This window comes from Nocardia sp. NPDC050718, from assembly GCF_040654235.1.
In the GTDB taxonomy this organism is placed as follows: Bacteria; Actinomycetota; Actinomycetes; order Mycobacteriales; family Mycobacteriaceae; genus Nocardia.
Map to the genome: position 1 here is coordinate 1 of NZ_JBFAHQ010000010.1, position 26,349 is coordinate 26,349.

At 67.1% G+C, this 26,349-nt stretch carries 28 protein-coding genes and 1 pseudogene; 11 read left to right on the plus strand and 18 right to left on the minus strand.

What is annotated here, in order from left to right; all coding sequences use genetic code 11:
* Positions 1–114: 114 nt before the first annotated feature.
* From AB0H54_RS30390 to AB0H54_RS30430, 9 genes are all read right to left on the minus strand, one after another.
* A complete protein-coding gene (locus AB0H54_RS30390) occupies positions 115–570 on the minus strand; it encodes a nuclear transport factor 2 family protein (RefSeq protein ID WP_357350050.1) in 456 nt (151 codons plus the stop codon).
* A 45-nt stretch (positions 571–615) separates the two neighbouring features.
* Positions 616–2,073: an aldehyde dehydrogenase family protein gene (locus tag AB0H54_RS30395; protein WP_357350052.1), complete on the minus strand. Its 1,458-nt coding sequence runs from the start codon at positions 2,071–2,073 to the stop codon at positions 616–618.
* Between the two features lie 56 nt (positions 2,074–2,129).
* Positions 2,130–3,683 carry an aldehyde dehydrogenase family protein gene (locus AB0H54_RS30400; protein WP_357350054.1) on the minus strand — a complete coding sequence of 518 codons (1,554 nt, stop codon included), beginning with the start codon at positions 3,681–3,683 and terminating at the stop codon, positions 2,130–2,132.
* Between the two features lie 402 nt (positions 3,684–4,085).
* Positions 4,086–5,234, minus strand: a complete 1,149-nt coding sequence (locus AB0H54_RS30405) for a CaiB/BaiF CoA-transferase family protein (RefSeq protein WP_357350056.1) — start codon at positions 5,232–5,234, stop codon at positions 4,086–4,088.
* Positions 5,227–6,387, minus strand: coding sequence for a CoA transferase (locus tag AB0H54_RS30410; protein ID WP_357350057.1), 1,161 nt, complete (start codon positions 6,385–6,387; stop codon positions 5,227–5,229). Before AB0H54_RS30410 ends, AB0H54_RS30405 begins: the two co-directional genes overlap by 8 nt.
* 51 nt (positions 6,388–6,438) lie before the next feature.
* Positions 6,439–6,861: an OB-fold domain-containing protein gene (locus AB0H54_RS30415; RefSeq protein ID WP_357350059.1), complete on the minus strand. Its 423-nt coding sequence runs from the start codon at positions 6,859–6,861 to the stop codon at positions 6,439–6,441.
* 19 nt (positions 6,862–6,880) lie between these two features.
* The gene (locus tag AB0H54_RS30420; protein WP_357350061.1) at positions 6,881–8,086 is read right to left on the minus strand and encodes a thiolase family protein; all 1,206 of its coding nucleotides are present in this window, start codon (positions 8,084–8,086) and stop codon (positions 6,881–6,883) included.
* Between the two features lie 4 nt (positions 8,087–8,090).
* Positions 8,091–8,594, minus strand: coding sequence for a MaoC/PaaZ C-terminal domain-containing protein (locus AB0H54_RS30425; RefSeq protein WP_357350063.1), 504 nt, complete (start codon positions 8,592–8,594; stop codon positions 8,091–8,093).
* Positions 8,595–8,631: 37 nt separating this feature from the next.
* Positions 8,632–9,777, minus strand: coding sequence for an acyl-CoA dehydrogenase family protein (locus tag AB0H54_RS30430; RefSeq protein WP_357350065.1), 1,146 nt, complete (start codon positions 9,775–9,777; stop codon positions 8,632–8,634).
* A 288-nt stretch (positions 9,778–10,065) separates the two neighbouring features.
* On the opposite strand from AB0H54_RS30430, the gene AB0H54_RS30435 reads away from it, so the two are divergent.
* The 3 genes from AB0H54_RS30435 (at position 10,066) to AB0H54_RS30445 (ending at position 13,531) form a co-directional block, all read left to right on the plus strand.
* The gene (locus AB0H54_RS30435; RefSeq protein ID WP_357350067.1) at positions 10,066–11,418 is read left to right on the plus strand and encodes an AMP-binding protein; all 1,353 of its coding nucleotides are present in this window, start codon (positions 10,066–10,068) and stop codon (positions 11,416–11,418) included.
* A gap of 100 nt (positions 11,419–11,518) precedes the next feature.
* Positions 11,519–12,475 (plus strand): LysR family transcriptional regulator, encoded by a 957-nt coding sequence (locus AB0H54_RS30440; protein ID WP_357350069.1) that lies wholly within the window; start codon positions 11,519–11,521, stop codon positions 12,473–12,475.
* A 237-nt stretch (positions 12,476–12,712) separates the two neighbouring features.
* Complete coding sequence (locus AB0H54_RS30445; RefSeq protein WP_357350071.1) at positions 12,713–13,531, plus strand: acyl-CoA thioesterase domain-containing protein; 819 nt, start codon at positions 12,713–12,715, stop codon at positions 13,529–13,531.
* Between the two features lie 66 nt (positions 13,532–13,597).
* Here AB0H54_RS30445 and AB0H54_RS30450 read toward each other — a convergent pair whose 3' ends face one another.
* On the minus strand, positions 13,598–14,125 hold the full coding sequence (locus AB0H54_RS30450) for an AAA family ATPase (protein WP_357350073.1): 528 nt from the start codon (positions 14,123–14,125) through the stop codon (positions 13,598–13,600).
* A gap of 90 nt (positions 14,126–14,215) precedes the next feature.
* On the opposite strand from AB0H54_RS30450, the gene AB0H54_RS30455 reads away from it, so the two are divergent.
* Both AB0H54_RS30455 and AB0H54_RS30460 read left to right on the plus strand, forming a co-directional pair.
* Positions 14,216–14,623, plus strand: a complete 408-nt coding sequence (locus tag AB0H54_RS30455; RefSeq protein ID WP_357350075.1) for a PPOX class F420-dependent oxidoreductase — start codon at positions 14,216–14,218, stop codon at positions 14,621–14,623.
* An 8-nt stretch (positions 14,624–14,631) separates the two neighbouring features.
* Positions 14,632–15,315 (plus strand): MspA family porin, encoded by a 684-nt coding sequence (locus AB0H54_RS30460; RefSeq protein ID WP_357350076.1) that lies wholly within the window; start codon positions 14,632–14,634, stop codon positions 15,313–15,315.
* Between the two features lie 15 nt (positions 15,316–15,330).
* Here the strand turns inward: AB0H54_RS30460 and AB0H54_RS30465 are convergent, their stop codons facing one another.
* Positions 15,331–16,275 (minus strand): SDR family oxidoreductase, encoded by a 945-nt coding sequence (locus AB0H54_RS30465; protein ID WP_357350078.1) that lies wholly within the window; start codon positions 16,273–16,275, stop codon positions 15,331–15,333.
* Positions 16,276–16,407: 132 nt separating this feature from the next.
* Between AB0H54_RS30465 and AB0H54_RS30470 the strand changes: the two genes are divergently transcribed.
* The gene (locus AB0H54_RS30470; protein WP_357350080.1) at positions 16,408–17,019 is read left to right on the plus strand and encodes a TetR/AcrR family transcriptional regulator; all 612 of its coding nucleotides are present in this window, start codon (positions 16,408–16,410) and stop codon (positions 17,017–17,019) included.
* A 63-nt stretch (positions 17,020–17,082) separates the two neighbouring features.
* Here the strand turns inward: AB0H54_RS30470 and AB0H54_RS30475 are convergent, their stop codons facing one another.
* Positions 17,083–17,616, minus strand: coding sequence for a WYL domain-containing protein (locus AB0H54_RS30475; protein WP_357350082.1), 534 nt, complete (start codon positions 17,614–17,616; stop codon positions 17,083–17,085).
* A gap of 89 nt (positions 17,617–17,705) precedes the next feature.
* Between AB0H54_RS30475 and AB0H54_RS30480 the strand changes: the two are divergent.
* The 3 genes and pseudogenes from AB0H54_RS30480 (at position 17,706) to AB0H54_RS30490 (ending at position 19,278) form a co-directional block, all read left to right on the plus strand.
* Positions 17,706–18,052: pseudogene (locus AB0H54_RS30480) on the plus strand (VOC family protein).
* A 118-nt stretch (positions 18,053–18,170) separates the two neighbouring features.
* Positions 18,171–18,824 (plus strand): TetR/AcrR family transcriptional regulator, encoded by a 654-nt coding sequence (locus AB0H54_RS30485; protein ID WP_357350083.1) that lies wholly within the window; start codon positions 18,171–18,173, stop codon positions 18,822–18,824.
* Between the two features lie 85 nt (positions 18,825–18,909).
* Positions 18,910–19,278: a hypothetical protein gene (locus AB0H54_RS30490; RefSeq protein ID WP_357350084.1), complete on the plus strand. Its 369-nt coding sequence runs from the start codon at positions 18,910–18,912 to the stop codon at positions 19,276–19,278.
* A 228-nt stretch (positions 19,279–19,506) separates the two neighbouring features.
* Here the strand turns inward: AB0H54_RS30490 and AB0H54_RS30495 are convergent, their stop codons facing one another.
* Positions 19,507–20,061 carry a hypothetical protein gene (locus AB0H54_RS30495; RefSeq protein ID WP_357350086.1) on the minus strand — a complete coding sequence of 185 codons (555 nt, stop codon included), beginning with the start codon at positions 20,059–20,061 and terminating at the stop codon, positions 19,507–19,509.
* On the opposite strand from AB0H54_RS30495, the gene AB0H54_RS30500 reads away from it, so the two are divergent.
* Together AB0H54_RS30500 and AB0H54_RS30505 are read left to right on the plus strand one after the other, a co-directional pair.
* Positions 20,054–20,230, plus strand: coding sequence for a hypothetical protein (locus tag AB0H54_RS30500; RefSeq protein ID WP_355272822.1), 177 nt, complete (start codon positions 20,054–20,056; stop codon positions 20,228–20,230). The two genes, AB0H54_RS30495 and AB0H54_RS30500, sit on opposite strands and share 8 nt — an antisense overlap.
* A gap of 375 nt (positions 20,231–20,605) precedes the next feature.
* Positions 20,606–21,115, plus strand: coding sequence for a MarR family transcriptional regulator (locus AB0H54_RS30505; protein WP_357350088.1), 510 nt, complete (start codon positions 20,606–20,608; stop codon positions 21,113–21,115).
* Here AB0H54_RS30505 and AB0H54_RS30510 read toward each other — a convergent pair.
* The 5 genes from AB0H54_RS30510 to AB0H54_RS30530 all read right to left on the minus strand — a co-directional run bounded on the left by AB0H54_RS30510 (position 21,100) and on the right by AB0H54_RS30530 (position 26,199).
* Entirely contained in the window at positions 21,100–21,984 is an 885-nt protein-coding gene (locus AB0H54_RS30510) for a hypothetical protein (RefSeq protein WP_357350090.1), read from the minus strand. The two genes, AB0H54_RS30505 and AB0H54_RS30510, sit on opposite strands and share 16 nt — an antisense overlap.
* A gap of 179 nt (positions 21,985–22,163) precedes the next feature.
* The gene (locus AB0H54_RS30515; RefSeq protein ID WP_357350092.1) at positions 22,164–22,460 is read right to left on the minus strand and encodes a hypothetical protein; all 297 of its coding nucleotides are present in this window, start codon (positions 22,458–22,460) and stop codon (positions 22,164–22,166) included.
* A gap of 51 nt (positions 22,461–22,511) precedes the next feature.
* Positions 22,512–23,753 (minus strand): oxygenase MpaB family protein, encoded by a 1,242-nt coding sequence (locus tag AB0H54_RS30520; RefSeq protein WP_357350094.1) that lies wholly within the window; start codon positions 23,751–23,753, stop codon positions 22,512–22,514.
* A 325-nt stretch (positions 23,754–24,078) separates the two neighbouring features.
* On the minus strand, positions 24,079–24,354 hold the full coding sequence (locus AB0H54_RS30525) for a hypothetical protein (RefSeq protein ID WP_357350095.1): 276 nt from the start codon (positions 24,352–24,354) through the stop codon (positions 24,079–24,081).
* 12 nt (positions 24,355–24,366) lie between these two features.
* On the minus strand, positions 24,367–26,199 hold the full coding sequence (locus AB0H54_RS30530) for an acyl-CoA dehydrogenase (RefSeq protein WP_357350097.1): 1,833 nt from the start codon (positions 26,197–26,199) through the stop codon (positions 24,367–24,369).
* Positions 26,200–26,349 lie beyond the last annotated feature (150 nt).

Sequence of the window (26,349 nt, forward strand, 5' to 3'; positions counted from 1 at the left end):
CCGATTTTTAATTTTGTTACCAAATATCATTTTTAAAAATTTACCAACCCCTCCCTTCCGCGCGCTTAAACACTCTTTTAACCCCGGCCACCCACGTCTGTGCTGTCGCGACCGTCAGCCGCGGTCGTTCTCCGCGAAGATCGGGCTGGCCGTCACGAAGGCCGCGAACTCCAGTTTCCGGATCTTCCATTCACCGTCGGACCTGGTGAACGCGAAGTCGTATCCGCCGGAAAGCAATTGGTGTGTGCCGTCGGCGGTCAGGCGGAAGTAGAAGACATCGGCACGCGCGGTCGCGGCGTCGCCGGCGATGTCCACCACCGGATTGGTGATGTGGTGATGGCACTGGGGCACCTGCTGCCACACCTTCTCCACCAGCCGCCGAATCCCCTCGATGCCGTGGCCCTCCCCGCGGGGCAGCAGATAGTCCGCGTCTGCCGACCAGATGGACAGGAAGGTCTCGAGTTCCTTCTTGTCGATGCCGTGGCAGTACTTCGCCATCAGCATCTTGATCTCCTCCAGATCGATGGCCCACTGGATCTTCGTCTCGAGGCTCTGCAGTCCATTGGTCATGTTTTCCACCCTTCACAGTGGCTGAGCTGATTGATCTTCCGGCGGTCAGCGGTCGAGCATCGTGACGACGGACTTCGTCTCGAGGTACTCCTCGAGCGCGTCGGGGCCGTTCTCCCGGCCCCAGCCGGATTGCTTGTAGCCGCCGACGGGCATCTGCACCCCGCCCGCGCGATGGACGTTGACACCGATGCGGCCCGCGCGCAGCCGACGGGCGACCCGGTGGGCCACCGCGATGTCGCGGGTCCAGACGCTGCCCGCGAGACCGTATTCGGTGTCGTTGGCCAGCGTGATCGCGTCGTCGAGATCGGTGAACGGCATCGCGCACAACACCGGTCCGAAGATCTCCTCGCGAACGATCTCCATCGCGGGCGTGACATCGGCGACCACGGTCGGCGGATAGTAGAAGCCGCGCTCCCCCAGTCGCTGTCCGCCGCTGACGATTCGAGCGCCCGCGTCGACGCCGCGATCAACGAAGCCGGCGACGCGATCGAGCTGCCGACGCGAGATGAGTGGCCCGAGGAGAGCATCGGGATCGGTGCCGTACCCGACCTTCATCGACCGGCCCTGCTCGGCGATCGCGTCGACCAGCTTCTCGTACACCGATTCGTGGGCGAACAGCCTGGTGCCCGAGGTGCAGATCTGCCCCGAGTTCCAGAAGATGCCGACCGCGATGCCCGCCGCGGCGGCATCGATGTCCGCTTCCGGCAGCACCACCACCGGCGACTTGCCGCCCAGTTCGAGGGAGACCCGCTTCAAGTTGCCGGTCGCCGCCGCGACGATCTTGCGCCCCACGGCGGTCGAGCCGGTGAAGCTGATCTTGTCGACGCCGGGGTGTTCGGCCAGCGCCGCGCCCGTGGGCCCGAAGCCCGTGACGATGTTCACCACGCCCGCCGGAACACCGGCCTCGAGCAGGATTCGCCCGAGCGCGAGCGCCGTGAGCGGTGCCTCCTCCGAAGGCTTGAGCACGCAGGCACACCCGGCGGCCAGGGCGGGCGCCAGCTTCATCGACATGGCGATCAGCGGCGCGTTCCACGGCACGATCATCGCCACGACGCCGACCGGTTCCCGGTAGGTCGCCCCGTGCATCCGGCGCTCGGCCGGGCCGAGATCCACTGTGCTGCCGTGGATCTTGTCGGCCAGCCCCGCGTAGTACCGGAACTGGTTGACCGCCTCGGCGACCATCAGCGCCGCCTGCGACACCGGCATGCCGACATCGCGGCTCTCCAGCCGCGCCAATTCCTCGGCGCGGCTCGCCATCAGATCGGCGACCCGCCAGAGCACGATGCCCCGCTGCGCCGACGACAGCCGCAGCCAGCGTTCCTCGTCGAAGGCACGGCGGGCGGCCCGCACCGCCGCGTCGACATCGGCGGCCGACGCGTCGGCGACGTGCCCGATCACCTCCTCCGTGCCCGGATCGACGACATCGAAACCGCGGCCGGAGGTGGCGGGAACCCAGTCACCGTCGATGAGCAGTTTCCCCACCACTACCGGATGATCAGCCATGGCGCTCAAGCGTGCTCGTGGATGTAGGGCACCGGGTGCGGGACCTCGATCCCGGGTCATTCGGCCGACGGCGGGGTGCCGAGGACCAGGCCGTAGGCACGGCGGCTGACATCGCCGGACAGATCGACGGTGATGCCCTTGTCCTGGGTGAACTCACCGAGCGCGTCCGGACCGAGTTCCCGGCCGGTGCCCGACTGCTTGTATCCACCGAACGGCAGATACTGGGAGATGTTGTGGAAGTCGTTGACCCACACCGAGCCTGCCTCGATTTGGCGGGCCACCTCCAGCGCACGCTGGTTGTCCCGGCTCCACACCGCCGCCGACAGGCCGTACTCGGTGTCGTTGGCGATGGCGATCGCCTCCTCGACGGTGTCGTACTTCAGCACCGACAGCACCGGGCCGAAGATCTCCTCGCGGGCGATCGTCATGTCGTTGGTGACACCGGTGAAAACAGTTGGCACAACCCAGAAACCCTTGTCGAAGCCTTCGCCGGTGGGCACGCCACCGCCGTGCACCAGGGTCGCGCCCTCGGCCTTGCCCTTCTCGATGTAGCCGAGAATCCGCTCGTGCTGGGTCTTGTTCATCACCGCGCCGATGTCGGTCGCCGGATCGAGCGGGCTGCCGATCCGCAGGGTCTTCAGCCGCTCGATCAGGCGGGCCACGAACTCGTCGTGAATCGAGGCGGGCAACAGCAGCCGCGTGCCCGATTCGCAGGCCTGACCCGCGTGCAGCAGGAAGGCGTAGATCGAACCATCCACGGCCGCATCCAGATCCGCGTCGTCGAGCACGATGTTCGGGCCCTTGCCACCGAGCTCGAGCACCACGCGCTTGACCGTGGCGGAGGCATCGGCCATCACCTGACGTCCGGTGGCCGTGGAGCCGGTGAACGACACCAGCCGCACATCGGGATGCTTGACCAGGTGACCGCCGATGGTCGGGCCGTCGCCCACCACGACGTTGTACGCGCCGTCGGGCAGGCCCGCGTCGCGCAGGATCGCGCCCAGTTCGAGCGCGAAGATCGGGGTCTTCTCGTCGGTCTTGAGCACGACCGTGTTGCCGGCGGCCAGGGCGGGAATGGACTTCCACACCGCGATCAACGCCGGGAAGTTCCACGGCACGATGCCCGCGCACACGCCCACCGGTTCCTTGCGGATGAAGCTCGCGGAGAGCACCTGACCGGTGACCGGGCCGGACCGCTCGAATTCGTAGGTCCGCGCCAGCTCCGCGTAGTGGCCCAGGTGCACGATCGGGAAGCCGACCCCGATGGCGCCCGCCACGCGCACGGGCATGCCGGTCTCCCGCGCGCTGAGCACGGCCAGCTCGTCCATCCGCGCGGCCAGGCTCGCGATCACGCGATCGATCACCGCCGCGCGCTCGCTCTGCGGGGTATTGCGCCACACGCCGGACTCGTGGACCCGCTTGGCCGCGGCGACGGCCGCGTCCACGTGGCCGGTGTCCGCGGTCGCCACGGTGACGACAACCTCTTCGGTCGCCGGGTTGATCACCGGAATGCTGGTCGCGGAATCGACCCATTCGCCGTCGATGAACATGCGGTAGTGGGGCGTACCGTCGCGATCCACGGCGGGAGTGACGGGAAGGGTGGCAGTCATTTTCACCTCTGCTGATTCGGGGTGCCGATATTCACGGCCTGAATAATTGCGAGAAAGAATGGTTCGGGCGAATTACGGAATGTGTCCGATTCGCACTCGACTGTCCACTTTTCTGGACACGGGATCGGTCGTGGGTCCGCTAGCTTCCCGGCACGTAGAAGAAGCGATGGTCGGCCGAACTCTTCACGGGCCCGACAGAATATCGGTCACACCCGCCTGATGAATTGTCTTCCGCCGCGTTCCGATTACCTTCGTGCCGCTTCGCCACGCTGCGAACTCATATCGGAATTCCGTCTCCGAATGGTGATTCCCATCATATCCACCCCGTTTCCGGAATCAATTGATGATTTCCGAACCGCTGATTCGCGCCCGCTGAATCGAGAGCGGGGGTAAGTCGGGCGATCAGCCGATGGCACCCGCGGCACGCAGGGCCGCCCGTTCGGTGTCGGTGAAGCCCCACTCGCCCAGGACTTCGTCGGTGTGCTGCCCGGGTTCGGACGGCGGACGCTGGATCGCGCCCGGGGTCCGGCTGAATCGTGGTGCGGGCGCGGGCTGCGTCACGCCGTCGATGTCGACGAAGGTGCCGCGGGCTCGCAGATGGGCGTTGCGCGGCGCCTCGGCCAGGGAGAGCACCGGTGTCAGGCACGCCTCCTGCCCGTCGGCCAGGGCGCACCATTCGTCGCGGGTCCTGGTGCGGAACACCGCGGCGAATCGTTCCCGCATCCGGGGCCAGCCGGACTTGTCGTGCTGGCCCGGCAAGTCCGCTTCGTCGAGGCCGAGGACGCGCAGCAGGTTGCGCCAGAAGCGGGACTCGTTGGCGCCCACACTGATCCAGCCACCGTCAGCGGTTTCGTAGACGTTGTACCAGGGCGCGCCCGAGTCGAGCCGGTTCGCGCCGCGGTCGTCGGTCCAGTAGCCCGCGGCGAACAGGCCGTAGAACAGGGTCATGAGCGAGGCCGAACCGTCGACCATCGCCGCGTCGACCACTTGCCCCTGCCCCGACGTCCGGCTCTCCAGCAGCGCCGAGACCACTCCGAGCGCCAGATACAGTGAGCCACCGCCGAAGTCGCCGGCCAGGTTGAGCGGAATGGCGGGCGGTTCGCCCGCCCGGCCCACCGCGTGCAGGACACCGGTCAACGAGATGTAGTTGATGTCGTGGCCGGGATCGGCGGCCAGCGGACCGCCTTGGCCCCACCCCGTCATCCGGCCGTACACCAGCGCCGTATTCGCCTTCCGGCACGGCTCCGGCCCCAGACCCAGCTTCTCCGCGACCCCGGGCCGGAACCCCTCGAGCAGGATGTCGGCCTGGCCGGCCAGTTTCAGCACGGCGTCGACCGCCGCGGGCTGTTTCAGGTCGACGACCGCGCTGCGCCTGCCGCGATTGAGCAGGTTGAACCGCGCGTCGATCGGGGCGCCGCCGTCGTAGCCCGGCGGCCGGTCGAGCCGCAGGACGTCGGCGCCCAGATCCGAGAGCAGCATGGCGCAGAACGGTGTCGGCCCGACCCCGCCGAGTTCGAGGACGCGCACGCCCGCGAGTGGACCGCTACCCATCGCCGATTCCGCCCTGCCCGAGCATCTTGCGCAGTTCGTCGTCGGCGGCCCCGATGTCAGGGGCCGAGGGCAAGGGTGGCGGGCGGCGGCCGTCGAAGGACAACGGCAGCCCGACCACCCCGATCTCGTCCGCGGACGGAGCGCCGATGATGCCCAGCGCCTCTGTCTGCTCGTGGGTGACCATCTCGGCCGTGGTCTGCACCGGCGCGACCGGAACACCGAAGTCCTGCAGGCGTCGCTGCCAGTGTGCCCGCGGGTGCTCGGCCAGCCGATCGCCGATCAGCCGATCGATCTCGGCGCGGTTGGCCAGCCGGGCCGTGTTCGTGGCGAACCGCTCGTCGCTCGCCCACTCCGGCCGGTCCAGTGCCTCGCTCAAGCGGGCGAACAGGCCGTCGTTGCCACAGCTGACGATCAGATCGCCGTCGGCGGCCGAGTACGCGCGGTGCGGGACGATGAACGCGACACCGGAGCCGTGACGCTCACCCGGCGCCCCGTCGGTGTTGTAGCCGGCCACGCCGACCGACATCCACGCGATCGCCGTTTCCAGCAGGGACGCGTTGACCGCGGCGCCGTCGAGCTTGGACCGGCGCCGGTGCAGCGCGGCCAGGATCCCGATCGCGGCCCACATCCCGGTGCCGAAATCGATGATCGACACCCCCGCGCGGACCGGCGGGCCGGTGTGTTCGCCGGTGATGCTCATGATCCCGGAGAACGCCTGCATCAGCGGGTCGTAGCCGGGCAGGGTGTTCATCGGCCCGCTGTGCCCGAACGCGCCGACCTCGCAGTGCACGAGTTCTGGCTTGGTCACCCGCAGGCTCTCGGCGTCCAAGCCGTACTTCGCCGCCGAGCCCGGCCGCAGGTTGTGCAGGAACACATCGGCGCGTTCGGCGATCAGCTGATGCAGCAGCGCGAGCTGGTCGCGGTCCTTGATGTCGATGCGGATGGAGCGCTTGCCGCGGTTGAGCGCGTGGAAGGCCGCACCGCTGCCCTGCCACATGCTCGGGCCCCAGCCGCGCGAGGAATCGCCGGTAGGCCGTTCGACCTTCCACACCTCGGCGCCGAGTTCGGCGAGGATCTTGCCGGTGAACGGCGCCGAGGCGCTGTCACCGAGTTCGACCACGACGATCCCGGACAGCGGGAGTTCGTTCTGCATCGGCTGCTCCTGCCCTGGTCGGGATCGCTCCTGTGCTGTCATAGTGCACCTCTAGCCGGGGTTCGCCGCGGTGAACACGGGGATGGTCTGGGCACCGCGTTCGACGAACCGTACGGTGACTTCCTGGTCGATCGCGACGGCCTCGGGGTCGCCTTCGATCTGGGCGAAGAGCATGTAGCCCTCTGCCATCCGCACGAACCCGACGGTGTACGGCGTGATCGACGCCCACACCGGGGTCGGGCCGCGCAGCACCGTGCTGAAGGAGTAGACGGTGCCACGCCCGGCCGACTCCGCCCAGGTCAGCGCCGCCGAGTCGCAGTAGGGGCAGTACGAGTGCGCGGGCCAGACGGCTTCGGCGCAGTCGCCGCAGCGCTGGTAGGTCAGCCGCTGTTCGTCCAGTGCCGCCCAGTAGGGCGCGGCGTCGAGCAGCTGGTAGGGCTGCGGCCACGCGTTGGGTGCGGTTGTCTCGCTCATGTTGTTCTCCCGATTCCGCTCAGGCCGCCAGCACGAGGACACTGCCCGCGGCCAGCATGCCGCCCGCGCCCTGGACCAGTGCGGTTTCCGGCTTGCGCCGCGGTGCCAGTCCCAGTGCCTGACCGCGCAGCTGACGCACGGTCTCGATGATGGTGTCCATGTTGCAGGAGATGCCGGGCTGGCCGAAGGACAGCCAGCCGCCGTTGGTGTCGGTCGGCAGGTCGCCGTCGACACCGGTGCGGCCCTCCCGGTAGACGTCGATGCCCCGCCCCTTCTTCGCGAAGCCCAGGTCCTCCATGACGATGGGGCCCATGTGCGCGAAGTTCACCGACATCTGCACCATGTCGATATCGGAGGGACCGAGCCCGGCCATCGCGTAGGCCTGCCGCGACGCCTCGATGGTGGCGGTGTGGGTGAGGTTCGGCAGCGCGCCGAAGTCGGGAAACTTGCAGGTCCGCATGTTCATCCGGTCCGACAGGTACTCGTGGGTGGTGGCCGAGCCGTAGCCGTGCAGGTACACCGGCTGCTGGTCGGCGCGCACATTGTCGGGTGCGGTGACGATCAGCGCGCCACCGGTGCCGCCGCCCCAGGTGGAGCACATCCACCGGCGCAGCGGGGTCGCCACGTACGGCGACGCGAGCACGGTCGCGACGTCGATCTCGCCGTGCTTGGCCTTGGCCGCGTGGGGATGGTGCGCGCCCCAGCGCTGATTCGCGACGGCCACTTCGGCGAGATCGGCTTCGGTGATCCCGAATTCGTGGAAGTACCGGCGCGCGGCCTGGGCGTAGAGGGACGGGATCGTGGGTCCGTAGATCACTTCGTACTGCGGATCCGCGTCGGCCTCCGCGCCCATGGCCACGGCGTCGACGAACAACTCCGTCGCGTCGCTCTGCAGGCAGAGCACATACTCGGCCTTGCCCGTGGCGATCATCTGCGAGGCCTGGGCCAGGGTGGCGGTGAGGCCGGCACCGTGCAGGGTGAGTTCACTGGTGAACGTCACCGGCATCTGCATGTGCGAGGCGAAGATGTTGTTCCACTGCGAGCGCTTGTCGGCCCACGGCGAGCGACCGGTGAACAGGGCGTCCACCTGGTTCTTCGTGATCCCCGCGTCGGCCAGCGCCGCCACGGTGGCCTCGACGGCCAGCTGCAGCGGATCTTTGCGATTCGCGCGCGTGGCATAGGCGTCGCCCATGCCGACGATCGCCGCGATGGGTTGTGCGGTCATGACCTCAGCCCCGCACCTTTTCGGTCGGCAGCGAGGCGCCGACGAGCGCGTCGAGATCCTCGCGCTTGCGCAGCATGAGCAGGCTCCATTCGCTGCGCTGGACCACGTCGCCGTGCTGGTTGAGCGCCTTCATCAGGAAGGTGATGACGCCGAACTTCTCGTCCTTGTCCTTCTTGGCGGTTACCTCGGCGGTGACGTAGATGGTGTCGTTGATCAGCACCGGCTTCAGGTAGCGCAGGTTGTCGATGCCGTAGTTCGCCTGGATCGACGGGCCGAACTGGATCAGGCCGGTCATCAGCGAGTAGGTCAGCGAACCCTGCACCAGGCGCTCACCGAAGCGGGTCTGCGCGGCGTAGTGGACGTTGGAGTGGATCTCGATCCAATTGCCGGTCAGCGCACAGTAGTTCACCACGTCGGCTTCGGTGATGGTGCGTCCGCCGGAGCGGAAGACGGTGCCGACCTCGATCTCGTCGAGCGGCATATCGATACGGTTGTTGATGGTGGCCATCGCAGGTTCTCCTCGAAGTTGTTGCGGGCGTGCGGGATCAGAGGCGCATCGACTTGGCGATGATGGTGCGCTGGATCTGCGAGGTACCGCCGCCGATGGTGGACTGCACGCTCTCGCGCAGGTAGCGCTCCATGTCGGCCTCGGGCAGGTTGGCGTAGCCGCCGAGGATCTGCATGCCGTCCAGGGCGCACGCCTTGAGCGTCTCGGAGCCGTAGAGCTTGGCCATCGAGGTCTCGCGGGCGGCGGGCAGACCGGCGGCCTTCATCTTGGCGGCGCGGTAGCAGAGCAGGCGCGCGGCGTCGACGCGGGTCTGGTTCTCGGCCAGCATGTGCTTGAGCACCTGGAACTCGTAGATCGGCTTGCCGAACTGGATGCGCTCGTGGGCGTACTTGTTGGCGGCCTTGACCGCTTCCTGGGCGTTGCCGACGTAGGCGGCGGCGACCGCACAGCGCTCCAGCTCCAGGTGGTCGGTGATGATCTTCCAGCCCTGGCCGACCTCGCCCAGCAGCGCGTCGGCGGGGACGCGGACCTCGTCGAGGAAGATCTCGGTGGTACCGGTGGCGTGCCGCGACAGGGTCGGCAGCTTCCGGATGTCCAGGCCGGGGGTGTCGTTGGGGATCAACAGGACCGAGAGGCCGCCGTGCTTGTCGTCGGCGTCGGTGCGCACCAGCATCGCGATGACGGTGTCCTTCGCCGCGGCACCCGAGCACCACAGCTTCTGGCCCGAGACGATCCAGTCGCCGTTCTCGTCGCGCCGGGCCCGGGTCTTGGTGTTGGACGCATCCGAGCCGGCGTCGGGCTCGGAGATCGAGACCGAGAACCGGATCTGGCCGTCGATGAACGGCTTGACGTAGCGCGCCTTCTGCTCGTCGGTGCCGTACTTGAGGATGTTCATCGCGGTGAAGGTCGGCACCAGCACCGAGCAGGCGAAGTCGAAACCGAACTTGCCCAGGCCCTCGGCCATCAGCGAGTAGTCGAAGATGTCGCCGCCGGAGCCGCCGTCGGCCTCGTCGATCAGGATGCCGAGCCAGCCCTGGGCCGCGATCTTCTCGTACGCCTCGTACGGGTAGTCCCGGTTCACATCACAGTTGCGCACGTACTCGACGGTGATCTCCTCGTCCATGAACTTGTTCACGACGTCGAGCCAGTCCGCCTGCGCTTCATCCAGAAAATTCGAATTCATACTCACTCCGTATTGCGATGGGATTTCGGGTGATAGTCCGCCGATAGCAGTACGGTAATTGCGCACATCCGAGGTGCCAAGTGATGAATTTCGAATCCGCCGTTCGACACCGTCGAAACACCACGAACTAGCCGCTGACCTGGCCATAAGCAAGTGCAAATATTCGAATCGACCACTTCGAAGACATCGAATTGAATAGCGGAATCCACCGAACTATGGTCGGGGAACAATCATCGCCGAACCAGCACAGTAGCGCGGCGATGCGGCATCGGCCATTCGGGAGTCATCATGCGAAGTGTTCCATTCTCGGCGCGGTACTGGAGTGCCGTCGAGACGCTGTCCGCGACGGAATCGCGCCGGGTCCAGGACGAGCGGCTCCGCGACCAGCTCGGCTACCTCGCCGCCCACAGCGCGTTCTACCAGGCGAAGTTCGCCGAGCACGGCGTCGATGTGGACAAGGTGCGCACAGTCGCCGACCTGGCGGAGCTGCCGTTCACGGAGAAGCAGGAGTTGCGCGACAGCCTCGCGGCCGCTCCGCCGCTGGGCGCGCACGTCGCGGCCGCCGAGGCCGACATCGTGCAGATCCAGGCATCCTCGGGCACCACCGGTTCGCCCTCCTACGTCGGGCTCACCGCGAACGACATCCGCACCTGGAGCGAACTGGGCGCACGCGCCCTCTACGCCAACGGCTTCCGGCCCGGCGACCGGCTGCTGCACGGGTTCGGGATGAGCAAGGGCTTCGTCGGCGGCCTGCCGATCGTCCAGATCCTGCAGTACATGGGCATCGTCGACATCCCGATCGGCGCCGAGGCGGGCGCCGAACGACTGCTGCGCGTGCAGGCCGACCAGCGACCCAACGCCCTGATCGGCACACCGTACTTCCTCACCCATCTCGCCGAGCAGGCTCCGGCGATCGTCGGGCGCGCCGCCGCCGAACTGGGCGTCCGGGCGATCAGCGTGGGCGGCGAACCGGGGGGCGGCCTGCCCGCGGTCCGCGAGAAGCTCGAGTCGCTGTGGGGCGCGACCGCGCGAGAGATGCTGGGCGGCACCGACATCGCGTGCACCTATTGGGGCGAGTGCGAGGTCGGCGACGGCATGCACTTCCTGTCCCCGGATCTGATGATCGCCGAACTCATCGACCCCGAGACGGGCGCACAGGTCGCCCCGGTCGCCGGGGCCGGTGGCGAGCTCGTCTACACCGCACTGCGCCGCCAAGCCTCTCCCCTGCTGCGTTTCCGCACCCGGGACCACGTGGTGGTCACCGGTACCGACTGCGCCTGCGGCCGAACCGGCTACAAGGTGCGCTGCGTGGGCCGCACCGACGACATGCTGATCGTGCGTGGCATCAATCTGTTCCCGTCGGCGGTCAAGGAACTCGTGCTGGAACTGGCACCGGCGACGACCGGCGAGATGCGGATCAGGGCAGATTTCGAGGGCCACTCCACCCAGCGGCCGCTGCCCCTGGTCGTCGAGTACGCCGACGGCCTCGGCGCCGAGCAGCAGCACGAGCTGCGGACCACCATCGAGGCGCGGGTGCGCTCGGCCCTGAACGTGAAGACCGTGGTCGAACTGGTCCCCGACGGCACCCTGAAGCGACCCGACCACGTGAAGGTCGCGCTCATCGAGCGGGTCACCAGCTGAGCGGCGCATCCCGCCGAGACGACGCCAACGTGGGCGCGTAGATATATAATATTTGCAGATTCGGCCCGTTCGCCCACTGTGGTGTGATCGCGAAGGTGACATGAGCGCATTCAACAGACTGCACCTGATCCGGCAGGTAGACCTGTTCACCCTGCGGCTGTTCCTGTCGGCCATCGAGGAGCAGCAGATCGGGCTCGCGGCGATCCGCGAGAACATCGCCGCGTCCACGGCCACCAAACGCATCCAGGTGCTGGAGAACATCGCGGGGGTGAAGCTGCTCGATCGCACACCCAAGGGCGTCGTCCCGAGCCCGGCCGGCACGGTGCTGGCCCGGCACGCCCGCCAGATCTTCGACAGCCTCGACGACATGCGCGCGGAGTTCGCCTCGCTCACCGAGGGCGCGCAGGGCGAACTGCGGGTGGTGTCGGCGCGGTCGGTGATCGTGCCGTTCCTGGCTCGTGAGCTGGGCGAGTTCAGCCGGGAGTATCCCCTCGTCGACCTGATCGTGCACGAGGTGGAGAACGCCGACATCGTGCAGGAGGTCGCGCGCGGCGAGGCCGACATCGGCGTGTTCGCCTCGGCCTACGGACTCGACCTCGACGGCGTCGACGTCACGCCGTACCGGCGCGATCGGCTCGTCGCGGTGGTGCCGCTCGGGCATCGGCTCGGCGACCGGACGAGCGTGACGATCCGTGATCTACTCCCGGAGAATCTCATCGCGCCACGCGCCCTCGTCGGCGCGTTGCGGGCAGCCGCGCAGCGGACCGGCGGGGAATACGAGCCCAGGCACGTGCTGCGCAGCGGCGGCACCGCGATCTCGCTGGTGCACGCCGGGCTGGGCGTCACCGTGCAGCCGGAGTGCCTGGTCGGGCACGAGTGGGCGGGCCGGGTCGGCGTCCTCGAACTGGCCGAGCCGTGGGCCGAGCGCCGGATCCATCTGGCGACCGCGCGGGGACGCGACTTCGGCCCCGCGGCGAAGATTCTCGTCGAGCAGTTGCTCACTCCGCCCGCGGACGACTGGGCGAAGTACAGCGAGGACACCGACGAGCAGGCCTGAGAATCACCGCGGCACGCCTTCTCGTCACCCGCTTTCTCCGGCCGGGAGTCGTGGTCGTCGACCCTTCGACGTCCGGGTTCAACGATAATATATAATATTCAACTGAAGTGATGAGGGCTGGAGATCAGCTGCGCCGTCACCGGCGCGCAGTCGACGATCGCCGACCGTGCGACCGGTACGGCTTCGCGGTCCGGTCCGACCCGCTTCATCGACATTGCTGTCCCCGAAAGGATCTCGATGCGGCAGACCGCATTCTTCGACACCGACCCCACCGCCCCCGGCCTCCTGTGCCCCACTCCCGTCGCGGGCAGCGGCTGGGCGGGTGGCCAGATGCGGGGTATGGCGGTCAGCGCGGCCCTCGCCCGTGAGGTCGAGCACCGCGTCGCCGAACTCGGGTCGGACAGCCTGCGCCCCACCCGCTGGACCCTGGACCTCTTCCGCCCGGTCGCGATGCGCCCGGGCACCGTCGAGACCGAGATCGTGCGCACCGGCACGCGGCTGTGCCTGGTCGACGCCCGCCTGCACCAAGACGGCACACCGGTCGCCGCGGCTCGCGCCCTGTATCTGGCCGCGGGCGAAGCTCCGACGGGCCGCTGCTGGTCGGCGAGCGGGGCACCGATCCCACCGCCGCCCACCTGGCATCGCGCTCCGGACGACAGCCGCATCTACTACAGCGGCGATGCCGGCTGGGACGCCGACCCCACCCAGCACCACAACATCAGCCGGAATCGGTTGTGGCACAAGTCTATCCCCGTGATCCACGGCGAGGAAGCCAGCCCGTTCCAGTTCGCGTGTGCCGTGGCCGACGTGTCGAACGTGGTCACCAACCTCGGCAGCCAGGGACTCGAGTACATCAACACCGACGTCACCGTCGCACTCAGCCGGCTGCCGATCGGCGACGAGATGGGCGTCTCGGCGACAGACCGTCACGAACGCGACGGCATCGCGATCGGAACGGCCGAGCTCTACGACCGGACGGGCGTCTTCGGCACCACCACGGTCACCGCGCTCACCGCCTCGCTGTCCGCCGACCTCGCGGCGGCGAATGTCGGCTGAGCGGCTTGCACGCAGGTCCGGTCGATCGTCCGTGCCCCCGACCGGCGGCTCTGTACGCGATCCGGGCTACCGGATCATCGCGCCGATCGTCTCGACCCGGTTCGCCAACGGGACGCTCAACTCGACCACAGGAACATCCGCGAGGAGATCCAGCGGGTCGGTGTAGGCCAACTCCAGGAGGATGTCGTTGACCGTGCGGCCGAGACCGAGCATCTCCGCCGGGGGTAGCAGCCGCTCGGTCTCGGGAGTGATGGGCACCAGTACCAGGAGATCCAGACTGGCCACGGCGTTTCGGACTGCGGAAGTATCGATAGCGGACGCGATGTCGACGCCGGTCGCCGACAGGTAGGCCAGAAAGTCCACCGGAGTCCGGTCGAACACGGATCCGTCGGGCTCGGTGTCGAGTAGCTGGATCGAGCGAGTCAGCTGGGCACGATAGTCGGCGGGCGACGGCGGGTATTCGAAGTCGTAGCCGTCCTCCTCGAGCTGGACATACGGTTCCTCGATCGGCGTGAGGTCAACGAAAAGGGAACACAGTTCGTGAACCAGCGTGGTCTTACCGGTTCCGTGCGGCCCGGATACCCCGATACGCATTCGACTCCTTCGATTCGAGGTTGTTTACACAACCAGTCCCGTGGTTCAGGGTCGCACCGGCGGTGACCGGGTGCGGAATAATACGATGGCATGAGCTTCACGGATGCCGAACTCGACTATCTCCGGTCGCAGCCGCTGGCTCGCCTCGCCACCCGCGCCGCCGACGGGCAACCGGACGTCGTTCCGGTCGCCTACGAGTTCGACGGCACCTACTTCTGGGTCGGCGGTGGCACGACTTTCCCCGGTACCCGCAAGGCACGCAATGTCGCTTCGGGCAGCGCCGAGGTGGCACTGGTCGTCGACGACCTGGTCTCGCTCGACCCGTTCATCGCGCGGGGCGTGCGCGTCTACGGTCATGCCGAACCGCCGGTCGAGCGGACGGGCATGGTGGGTCCCGGCTACTACCTGCGCATCACCCCGACAGAGTCCTGGAGCTGGAATCTGGCCGGTGAGCCTGCCGGTGATCAGTGGTACGCCACCCGCCACGCTCGGCACTGACGGCGGGCGTGCGGACCAATGCTCTGCCCGACGCGACCGCGTTTCTCCCGGACGCTCGCGAACTCGATGTCTACCCTGTGGAAATGCCCTTCAGAATTCTCACGATTGTCGCTGCCGCACTCGGAGTTTCTGTCCTGCCGGTTCTCGCCTCCCCGGCACATGCCGACTCGGTCGCCATGGCACCCCACGAGGCGTCCTATGTGTCCCCCAACGGCGTCACCTTCATGGTCGGAAATCGCAACGAAGTGATCAATCGGATCCCCCCGTTGAACATGCTGGCAACGAGCAGGGAAGCGTTTGTCAGCAGCGTCTCCTACGGTCGCCTGGACGGCGGCGACAGCGGAAAGATCATGGTCGGATACCACGTGGGATGCGCGGTGACCTTGGGCTCGGGCACAGTCGGCGTCGAGCCCGACGTCTATGTCGACTCGAATACGGACAACTCTGTCGACGACTTCAATGTCGGCCCGGTCGCGGTCGTGGAACTCAGTCCCGGCGAGATCGTCGACGTCCCGGTCGCGGAGAAGAAGATGGTTCCCGGAGACACGATCAGCCTGGGCGTCCGCGACTTTCATATCACGGTCAATTCGTGCGTCGGACCGGTGAATATCCGGCAGTACACCTACGTCCTCTTCGAATCCACCAAGGCCGACGACTCCGGCGCGGTATTCGGCGATCCGCTCTGGCTCTGAGCGCCGCGGGCTGATTCAGTCGCCCGGAATGGCGACCTTGGTCAATTCCTCGGAGATCTGCCAGATGCGCTGAGCGTCGTCGGTGCCCGCGAGGCGGGAGTACAGCTTCTGCTCGGCGGGGGGACCACCCAGGTGACCGGGGCCGCTGGGTCCGTAGAGCCGCCCGCCCTGCGCGTCGGGTGCGGTCGCGGCATACAGAGCCGGGAGTTTCGCGGTCTCGACGGTTCCGAACAGGATGCCGCGAGAAGACAGCGCGCTGATGAACCTGCGGCGCGGGGTCTGTTTCGCGCGGCCGACCTCCGGACGCGCGGCGAGCAGGTTCGTCGGCGCGACGCCGGGATGCGACAGGTTGCTGGTGATGCCCCATCCCCCGGCTCGGCTGCGGCGGTCGAGTTCGACGCCGAAGAGCCCCAGGGCGATCTTGGATTGACTGTAGGACTTCGCGCCGCTGTAGGAGTGCTCCCAGTTGAGGTCGGACCAGTTGATGGCGTGCTGGTCGGCGGCGATGCTGATCTGGGAGGTCACCCGCGCCGCACCGGCGCGCAGCAGCGGCAGCAGGTGCGCCACCAGGGCGAAGTGGCCGAGATGGTTGGTGCCGAACTGCAACTCGAACCCGTCGGCGGTGCTCTGCCGGTTCGGTGGTGTCATCACACCGGCGTTGTTGACCAACAGGTGGATCGGTCGGCCCTCCCCGAGCAAGGTCTGCCCGAGGGCTGCGACGGAATCCAGGGAAGACAGATCAAGGGCGTGCAGGGCCACGTTCGCTGTCGGGACGGCGCGCTCGACGGTGGTGATCGCCGCCTGCCCCTTGCGCGGATTGCGCACGGGGAGCAGCACTTCGGCCCCGGCCGCGGCCAAGCGGGTGGCGATCCCCAGCCCGATGCCGTCGCTGGCACCGGTGACCACGGCGCGTTGGCCGGACAGGTCCGGGACGGTGATGTCGATGGGTGTACGTGGCATGCGTTGCTCTCCTGCCGGCTGGGGATGCCGACGTCGGCAACGTCCTCGAACCGGCCGAGCGGCACTATGAGCGAATACCCCTACAATATCAGGCACCTGTCTGATATTCGAGTCGCAGCGCGAAGGAGACCGATGACACGCCGCGGACCCGGCCGGCCGAAACGCGAGACCCGCACACCCGATCACACCGAACTCATGCGAAAGGGGCTGCGGGCCTTCGCCGATCTCGGCTACGAGGCGGTCTCGGTCCGCGAACTCAACGACCGCCTAGGTATGGGCCACACCTTCATCCACGACCGCTACGGCTCCAAGGACGCCTTCTGGCGGGCCGTCATCGCCCACGAGGTCGAGAACCTGTCCGCCGAACTGACCGCCGCCCTGACGGCGGGACCAGCCGACGACCTGGAATGGCTGATGAACGGTGTCCGGGCATTCCACCGGGCCAGCGCGCACTACCCCCACCTCAACCAGGTGATCGACTACGAGGCCGCCCGCGAATCCGACCGCCTCGACCACCTGTACACGGTGACCGAGCCCCTCACCGAGACGATCCGGCCAGTCTTCGACCGCCTCGTCGCCGCCGGGCGCATCCGTGACATCCCCTGGCATGTCTTCCATTTCGTCATCACCAAACCCGCCCTGCTCTACGGACAGGCACCCTGGGCTCGCCGCTTCGGCCGCCCAGACGACGCCGACGACAGCACCGCGATCGCCGAGACCATCCTCCACGGACTGGTGACCTGAACCGGGAGACGCCGGTGGCCAGGACCAGACACCGCGCTCGTCACGACCGACCGACAGGCTCACTCAACCGCGGAATTCGCCGTCGGCTGCCGCGCTCAGTCGGCGAGCCAGGCCGCGCACGGCGTCGTTGAGGATGCTGGGGTGTTCGACGAGTGCGGACAGCAGGTGTGCGGCCGCCTCGAATCCGGCGGGCGGAGTGAAAGTTCCGGACCGCATGGTCACCGCGGTGATGCGGTCGAGCCGGAACTGACGTAGTTCGCCTTTGTCGCTGTCCTGTCCCGTCAGATACCACCGGCCGTGGTGCTCGACGAGCCTGTACGGGTGCACGACGCGCTCACTGGACCGCCCGTTGCGATCGACGTAATCAACTGCGACCGGTTGATGCTCGCCGGTGGCTTCGGCGAGCAGGAGGAGGATGGAGCTCTCGACTGCGACGTCCGGGCGGGCGTCGGAGGTGGCTTCGGCGGTGTTGATCAGCGCGTCCAGACGGGCGGCCAGACGCGCGGGCAGGACGCGGCGGAGTTTGGCCGTCGCGCTGTCGGCCGCGAAGTCGGCGGTGGTCGACCTGCGGGTCAGGAGTCCGGGCAATACGGCCACCGCTCGTCGTCGGTGAGCATCAGTGGCGGCAGGCGGTATCCGGGGCAAGCTGGTAGCCGCCGTATCGGCCCTGCACCGGTCGGACGGGGATATCCAGGCAGGACGTGACCGGCGTCGAAGCAACCTGGGCTACATCGGATTTCGCCGAGCTCGCCACACCGGCTCGCACCCTCGCGATCGGAAGCACCCGCACCGTGGTCTTGTTCACCGGCGGGCAGTGCGCGCCCAGCCGACAACCACACCACGATCATCGAATTCCTGGTCCCCGATGTCGACGCCGACTACCGGCGGTTGCGCGAGGCGGTCGAGGATTTCGTCAACGAGCCGACGACGATGCGTGGGCAACCGGTCGCTGCTGTTCCGCGACCCCGACGGCAACCTGATCAACCTCTTCACCCCGGTCACCGCGCAGGCCATCGCGAAATCCGCCGGCTGACAGCCGCCGCAGCCGCCCATGCGCCTCCCGACGGGGGCAACTCAATATTGAACCTCCGGTAAATATTAAATATAGTGTACTCATCCCGGCCTGCCCCGGGCACACGGACGGGACGACGATGACCCAGCTCAGAACCCGCTGCGGGACGCGCGGCCGCTACGCCAAGAGCGAGGCGAAGCGCGAGGCGATCTTGACCGCCGCACTGCAGGTGTTCGCCGAATCGGGCTACGCCGGCGGCACGTTGCGAAACGTCGCCGAGCATGTCGGCATCAGTCCGGCGAACATCTTCCACCACTTCGCCGACAAGCAGGCGCTCCTGCTGGCGGTGCTGGAGCAGCGCGACGAGTGGGCACGAACCGTCGCGTTCCGGCCCGGCGACTTCGGGTTACTGCTCGGCATCATCGATCTGGCCGACGCGCTCAGCCACACACCCGAACTGGTTCGGGTGTACGTCATGCTCATCGGCGAGGCCACCTCCCCCGCGCATCCGGCCTACGAACACTTTCGCTCGCGACGAAACATCTACCGCGACTTGCTGGCCGAGCGTTTCGCGCTGGCTGCCGAGCGAGGGATATACCGCGGGAAGTTCACCCCCGCGGACGCCGCGTCGAGCGTGATCGCGCTGCTCGACGGTGTGCAACTGCAGTGGACTGTCCAGCCCGACGCCGTCGACATGGCCGACATCATGCGCACCGCACTCGGCGCGCTCATCGACTTCGACGCCCTGCGCGGAGAGACGCAGACCCCGACATCCTCACCGAACGACAACTGAATATCACCGCTGCCGGAACACCTGGTCCGCACAGCACAACTCACCGAATCCCGGCATCGCGCCGGGCGAGAGAAAAGAGTCAACGATGACATCCAGCACTCGCACGAACGCCGAACTCGCTCAGGCATGGCTCGACGCCCTGGACGATGTCGACGCTTTCGCGCCACTGTGCGCCCCCGGGGCACAGGTCTGGCATTCCAACGACAACGTGTGGATCTCGTTCGAGAAGGCGATCGAGAACGTGCACACCGTGGGCGGTCTCCCGACGATGCGCGACCGCCGCTTCACCGTCACCGACAACGGTTTCCTCGTGCAGTTCTCCGGCGAGGTCAACGGCCAGAAGATCCACAACACGATCATCGTCCGCACCGAGAACGGCTTCGCGACCCACGCCGAGGAGTACATCGGCCTCGAGATCGATCCGGCAGTGCTGGGCGCCGTCTCCAACGCTTGATCGACCCACCGCGGCGGGAGCGGGAGGCGACAGTGAGATAGTCGCGACCATGCCGGGCGAGGAACCCGGCGGTCCGCACCCCTCCGCCTGACGCAGCGAGCGAGGGCCACCGGAACATCGGTGGCCCTCGCTCTTGCGTTGATGAAGCGCCCGGATAAATCTTTCCAGAATTAACTATTCGGAGATAATATCTAATCGCTAATAATGATAATCACGACGTGTTCAGATTCACGATTTCAACCACGAAAAAGAGCAGGGCGGGCTATATTTTTTGAACACCCAATTGCGGCTCGACAACCCGTCACACCGCTGCTCGCTATTTCTGGAGATCGCCATGAGCTCGACCTCTTCCCTGTTTCGCGCCGGATTTCTCGCGCCGGTGGCCGTCGCGACCGTATTCTGCTTGGCCGCACCGGTGAATGCCGCCCCCGTCAGCGTGAATTGGAGCTGCCGGGGCACCATCTTCGGTATCGGCCAAACCTCGAGCATGAACACGTCGGTCACCGGCACCGCGCCGGGCTCGGCGGCGTCGGGTTCCGCGGTGGCCATCACGATCACGCCGGGCGCCTCGTCGGTGCCCAGCTCGGCGTCCGGCTTCACCGTGAACAACATCAGCAACCTGAAGATGACCATTCCGACGCCCGCGAATTCGACGTTGGTCTCGGCGACCGCCTCCGGGGGTACCGTGGCCGGCTCGGTCTCGACGTCGGGTGGGAATGTCGTGCTGACCGTGCCGGGTCCGATCGCGGGCGGCACCAGCTTCACTCCGCCCGCGGTGACCATCAACGTCACCGCCGGCGCCGCGGGAACGCCGATCACCAGTAAGTACGCGGGGACCAGCTACACCAGTCCCGGCATGACGATGACGACCAACGTCTCCTTCGTCGGCAACGTCGCGACGGCGTGCTACCCGAACCCGTCCCCGACCCTCACCACCACCAATGTGACCTGAGCCCACGCGCGCGGACACCCGTCCGGCCTGCGGCGAACACGCCGGATCGGGTTGCGCACGCAACCCGGTCCGGCCTCACCAGGGGACTACGGATTCCGATAGCGGTTGCCTCACTTGGCGTTTGGGACTCAGCTGCCGCTTCGGCCGAATATTTCGATGCGCGGTGTCGCACCCGTGGCGGTGTCGTACAGTGCATGTCCGACACCGCCACGAACGCTCCGACAGCCGGAGCGGGTGCCGCTTTCGTGATGTTCGTCAGCCACGGGTCCGAGCTGCCGGTCGATCGATTGACAGGAGCCACCATGCCCGATTCCACCCCCCGACTCCCCCGGCCGGAAGCGGGCGCCCAGCGATCGAGCAGGCCCTGATCTATCGATGGGAAAGCCTGTGTGCCCGACAACAAGCGAACCCGCCAGGATCCCGGCCGAACTCAAACGAGCGCTGGAGTTCTATCACGGATCCGTCGAGGACCTGATCCGCGAGGTGATCAGAGTGCTCGGCGTGAACGAAACCGACCGCCGCGCACTGGAGATCGTCCTGCTGGAGGACGAGAAATCCACGACGCCCGGCATGCTGGCCGAACGGCTCGGACTCACCTCCGCCGGTGTCACCATCATGCTCAACCGCCTGGAGAAGCAAGGCTATATCGCCCGCTCACTGCATCCGACCGATCGTCGTCGCGTGATCGTGATGGCCACCGACCTCGCGGCCCGTCGCGTACAGGAACTCGTCGTTCCGATGATCGTCGAGAGCTACAAGATGCTGCTGAGCTATTTCGACACCACCGAGCTGGAAACAATCGCCGACTTTCTCACCCGCGCCAGCGAGTTGCAGCGAATTCACCGACAACGGTTGCGCGAGATCGATCCCTACTCGAATCCCTGACACGCACCCACGCCGATAACGATATTTCCTCGATAGTGACGGTCGGCTCGGTTCCGGGGAGAAAGCAGGAGCTGGATGCCCCACGTCGACAACACCGAAGAACCGGTGAGCGAGCCGGCAAGCGACCCGACAATTCTCCGGCGACGCGACCGCCCCGCCACGACATCAGCGACCGATCGGCTTCGACGACAGCTGACGCGTGCGGGCCTGGCGGCGGCGTTGATCGCCACCGCGATCGGGACGACGCTCGCCGTCCGAGCGGACTCGGGCGCGCCGGTCCGGGCGACCGAGGCGACGACCTTCTCGTGCGAACCAGCTGTGGGGCTGGCCGATTCCACCGTGACCCCGTCCGATTCCACCGCGGCCGGAACCGAGGCCGCCGCACCGCCCCCGAACGAGGCCGTCGCGCCACCCCCGAGTGCGGCCGCCGACCTACCGAGCGAGGCCGTCGCTCCAGATGAACTCGGCGGCGACACGCCGACCACCGACCCCGCTCCCACAAGCGAGGTTTCGACGGAGACACCGACGGTCGCGCCGACCGAGGTCTCCCCGGGAAACTCGACCGGGATCTCGGCGAGCGCGAGTTTCTCGGCCACAGCGAGCTTTTCGCTCGAGAGCCCTTCCAGTGCGCAGGACCCGGGCACGGTCACCACGACCTCGACATCCACGGTGACCGTCCCCCTGAGGCCGACGGAGACGGTCACCTCCGGTCCGAGCACGGTGACAGCCGCTCCGTCGACCACCACCACCGCGGCGCCGACCACCACGAAACCCGCGCCGACCGGGACCACAACGATCACGGCCCCGGCCACGACGTCGGCGACGCCGAGGTCCTCCACCCCATCACCGACGACGACGCCGACGACCACGTCCGCACAGCCCCCGACGACTCCGACGACGACTGTGCCACGGCTGTCGCCGAAGACCCCGCCGCCGACGACATCGCGCCCGATTCCGTCGATCGCGCGCCCACCGGCCCGGTCACCCCAGACGACACCGACGGGATAGACGACTCATCGGACCCGGCGGTGGCGGTGTCGGCGGGCCGTCAGTACCGGGTGGGACTGCAGGGATTGGACGACCCCGCGCCGACGACCAGATCGCACACACCTCCGGTGACCATCTGGACCGGGGTGATCGCCATCAGCACGACGAGTCCGAGGAGATCACCCCGCTGAGCGAGTTCGACCGCGGATTGCGCTGCCCTGGAGGCGGAGTCGACGACCGACGAACCGGTGCCCGCGTCGGCGACGGGATCGACAGGCCGAGCCGTCGCGTTCGGTGCGGCGCCGAGAACGGCCGCCGAGGTGAGAGCGGCAGCGGCGAGAAGGAGAGATGGACGCATCGTGCGTCTCCTGACTTCGAGTGGATCGGAACAAGGGAAGGGGGACACGGTTCAGCGGTGCGGCCGGCTCATGTCGCGGTTCATCGTCGGGATCTCGATGCTGATCGGCATGCGCAGTTCGGCCAGGTAGATCAGGGCCGCCTTGCGCAGGAACTCGTCGAGCAGCCAGTACGGATCGCCGATCGGCGGGACCGCGGTGAGCAGGCCCTCGCGCACAGCGATGAACGGCCCCCAGCTGACCCACAGCAAGGGATCCCACACGGGTTCACGCGGGATGGCCAGGCCGTCGGCGATGGTGTCACCGAGCAGGAAACGGGTGAACGCGCCGAGGATCGGCTTGCTCAGGATGGCGAAGTCGATATTGGCGCCCAGTCCCAATAGCCGGTCGGCGAGTTTGACGCCTTCGGGTGTCACCGCGAGGATCGGGTCGAGAACCTGCGCGGCTTGCCCATTCGCCTCCGGCCAGGAGTTCGGGATGTACTCGTCCCGGACGCCGAGCAGGTGCGCGGCCACCTGCCAGGAGTGCAGAAAGCCCTCGGACTCGGCGGCCGGGATCGGCACGTTCCACGAGAGCAGGTACTTCATCACCGTGGTGGCCAGGCTGTGCCAGGTGACCATGATGTCGTTCTGGCTGATCGGGATGTTCTCCTCGGCGGAGTGCACCCAGTGCGGCGATTGCGGCAGCAGGTGCCGCACCGCGGCGTGCACCAGCCGGGTCTTGACGCACGTGACGATCATTTCCCCGTCGGGGGCATACGAATTCGCGGTGCCGATGTCGTAGCCGAGCTTGGCGGTCTTGGTGATGCGGTCCTTGAGATCGTGCCCGCCCTTGGAGTAGTAGACCGCCTTGGCCTCCTTGGGGATGACGGTGCTCATCATGCCGCTGGCGAATCCGTACAGCACCCCGAGGTAGAGGCCCCGCTTCTTGTTGAACTGGATCGCCGCGTCGAGCTTGCCGGGGTCGGTCCAGGGTGGCAGCCTGCGCGCGTCCTCCATGAAATCCCGGAGGTCGGCGGGCAAGCCGGCCGGTAGTGGTTGCCCGTTGGTCTTCCAGGTCCGGAGCAGTTCATTGACCCGGGGGACGTCGCCCCGGTCGATCAGTCCGGGGACCAGGGCGTCGGCTTCGGGATCCCACACCGTCATCGGATCCGCGCCCGAGCCGGAGCCCGCGATGGATCCCTCCGGTGACCAGCTCCACGGCTCCCCGCGTGCGGGGGTGGTGAGAGCGAAAGCGCCCACCACCCCCAGCATCCCGCCGAATTTCATTGCATCGCGCCTGTTGAGTGCATCCATGGCGCCACTCCTCGTTGAGTATCAAGCCGACCGTCGTAGCACGATGAGCCGTCACTCATCGAACATGACGGAATGAGTATTAACTTAACACCAGGGGTGGTTACAGGAGTCCGTTCCGCGTCACGTCGTCAAACAGTCGAATGATTGCCATCAGGCCCTGTGGCAACCGGATTATTTCTGGCGGAACACCCGTTGGCCCGTAGACCCAAACTTCGGCCAGCCCATCCAAAGGACGAAACGGAAAGTAACTTATAGCGCTACCGCTCTCGGGGTGCAGACCAGCACTCGGGTCGGGATCCCTCGACGTGACACCGACAGCGGGGAACTACAGCAGCCGCGCGTCGACGAGCACTTCGGGCGAATGGGGTCCGTCGGGCTCGAAGTACTCCCCCAGCAGAGCCCGTGCGACGTACACCACGGGCTCGCCCCGACCGGGCCCCGCCTCATCGAGGATCTCGCGCACCCTGGCCCGGAATTGCCGGCGCGAGAGGGAGAAAGCGCGGCGGATCGCTTCGTTCGAGGGTCCGCCGAGGGGCTGCAGCCGCAGGGCGAAGTCGATGATCGCTTCGTCCTCGGGGCACAGGGTCGAGTAGCCACTCATCGTTTCCGGCCCTCAGAAGGCGGCTTCGTCGAGGTCCATCACCGACAGATCCAGCTCGGCCAGGACGGTGCGGGTCGCGGTGAGGCGGGGCAGCACGTTGCGGGCGAAGAACGAGGCCACGGCGAGCTTTCCGCGATAGAAGGCGACATCACGATCTGCCGCGCCGGTGGTGAGCGCGGCGTCGGCGACGACGGCCTGAACCAGCAGCCGCCAGCCGATCAACAGATCACCGACGGCCAGCAGGAAACGCACCGAGCCGAGCCCGACCTTGTACAGTTCGCGCGGGTCCTGCGCGGCGGCCATCGTGTAGCCGATGAGCGTGGCCGCCATGGCCTGGACGTCGGCCAGCGCGGTGGCCAGCAGTTCCAGATCCGATTTCACGGCCTCACAGCCACAGTTCACGGTGCGGTCGATCTGCTCGGCGAGGTGCGCCAGCGCGGCACCTTGTCCGCGAACGATCTTGCGGAAGAAGAAGTCCAGGGCCTGGATGGCGGTCGTGCCCTCGTACAGCGAGTCGATCTTGGCGTCCCGGATGTACTGCTCGATCGGGTAGTCCTGCAGGTATCCGGATCCGCCGAAGGTCTGCAGTGATTCGGTCAGCAGCTCATACGCGCGTTCCGAACCCACACCCTTGACGATCGGCAGTAGCAGATCGTCGACCTGATGCGCCATGCGCGGGTCGGCACCGGAGACCGCACGGGCGACGACGGCGTCCTGGTGGGCGGCGGTGTAGAGGTAGACCGCGCGCAGGCCCTCGGCGTAGGCCTTCTGCAGCATCAGGCTGCGTCGCACGTCGGGGTGGGCGATGATCGGCACCCGCGCGGCTGTCTTGTCCTGCATCTCGGTCATGTCGGCGCCCTGTACCCGCGTCTTGGCGTAGGCCAGCGCGTTGAGGTAGCCGGTGGACAACGTGCCTGCCGACTTGACGCCGACGGTCATCCGGGCGTGCTCGATCACCTTGAACATCTGGGCGATGCCGTCGTGCACGTCGCCGACCAGATATCCCACGGCCGGAATGCCGTGCCCGCCGAAGGTGAGTTCGCACGTCGGCGAGGACTTCAGACCCATCTTGTGCTCCACCCCGGTCACGAAGACACCGTTGCGCTCGCGCAGTGCGAGCGTGTCGGGATCGAACAGGTGGTTCGGCACATAGAACAGGCTCAGGCCCTTGGTGCCCGGTCCCGCGCCGTCGGGGCGAGCCAGCACCAGGTGGAAGATGTTCTCGGCGGTGTCGCCGACGTCGCCGCCGGAGATGAACCGTTTGACGCCCTCGATGTGCCAGGTGCCGTCGGGCTGGGCGATCGCCTTGGTCCGTCCCGCGCCGACATCGGATCCCGCGTCCGGTTCGGTCAGCACCATCGTCGCCGACCAGCCGCGCGCGATTCCGCCTGCGGCCCAGCGCTTCTGCTGCTCGGTGCCGACCGAGTACAAGACATCGGCCATGGCCGGGCCCAGGCTGTAGAAGAAGGCCGCCGAGGGGTTGGCGCAACTCAGGATCTCGTTGAGTGCCCATGTCAGGGCCGCCGGTGCCGGCTGGCCGCCCGCGCCTTCGGCCATCCCGACCCGCCACCATCCCGCGTCCTTGGCCACCCGCACGGTCGCGGCCAGCGGCTCGGGCACCACGATGCGATGCTCCTCGGGCACGAATGTCGGCGGGGTGCGGTCGGCGGCGGCGAACGATTCGGCCAGCGGCCCTTCGGCCAAGGCGCAGGCCTCACGCAGCATCACCCGCGCGGTGTCGGCATCGAGGTCGGCGAATGCGCCGGAATCCAAGACGGAATCCACCCGCAGAACTTCGAACAGATTGAATTCGATATCTCGTACGTTCGCAATGTAATGCCCCATGTGCCGACTCCCTTTCCGAGGATCAGACGAACGTGTCGAAACGATCCCCTTCGGCCGGGTGTCTACGCAACCGTAACCCGAGAAACCTACGGCAACGAAACCGTAGGAAACCAGGAAAAAGCGTACTGTGATACCGGACACACCACTTTC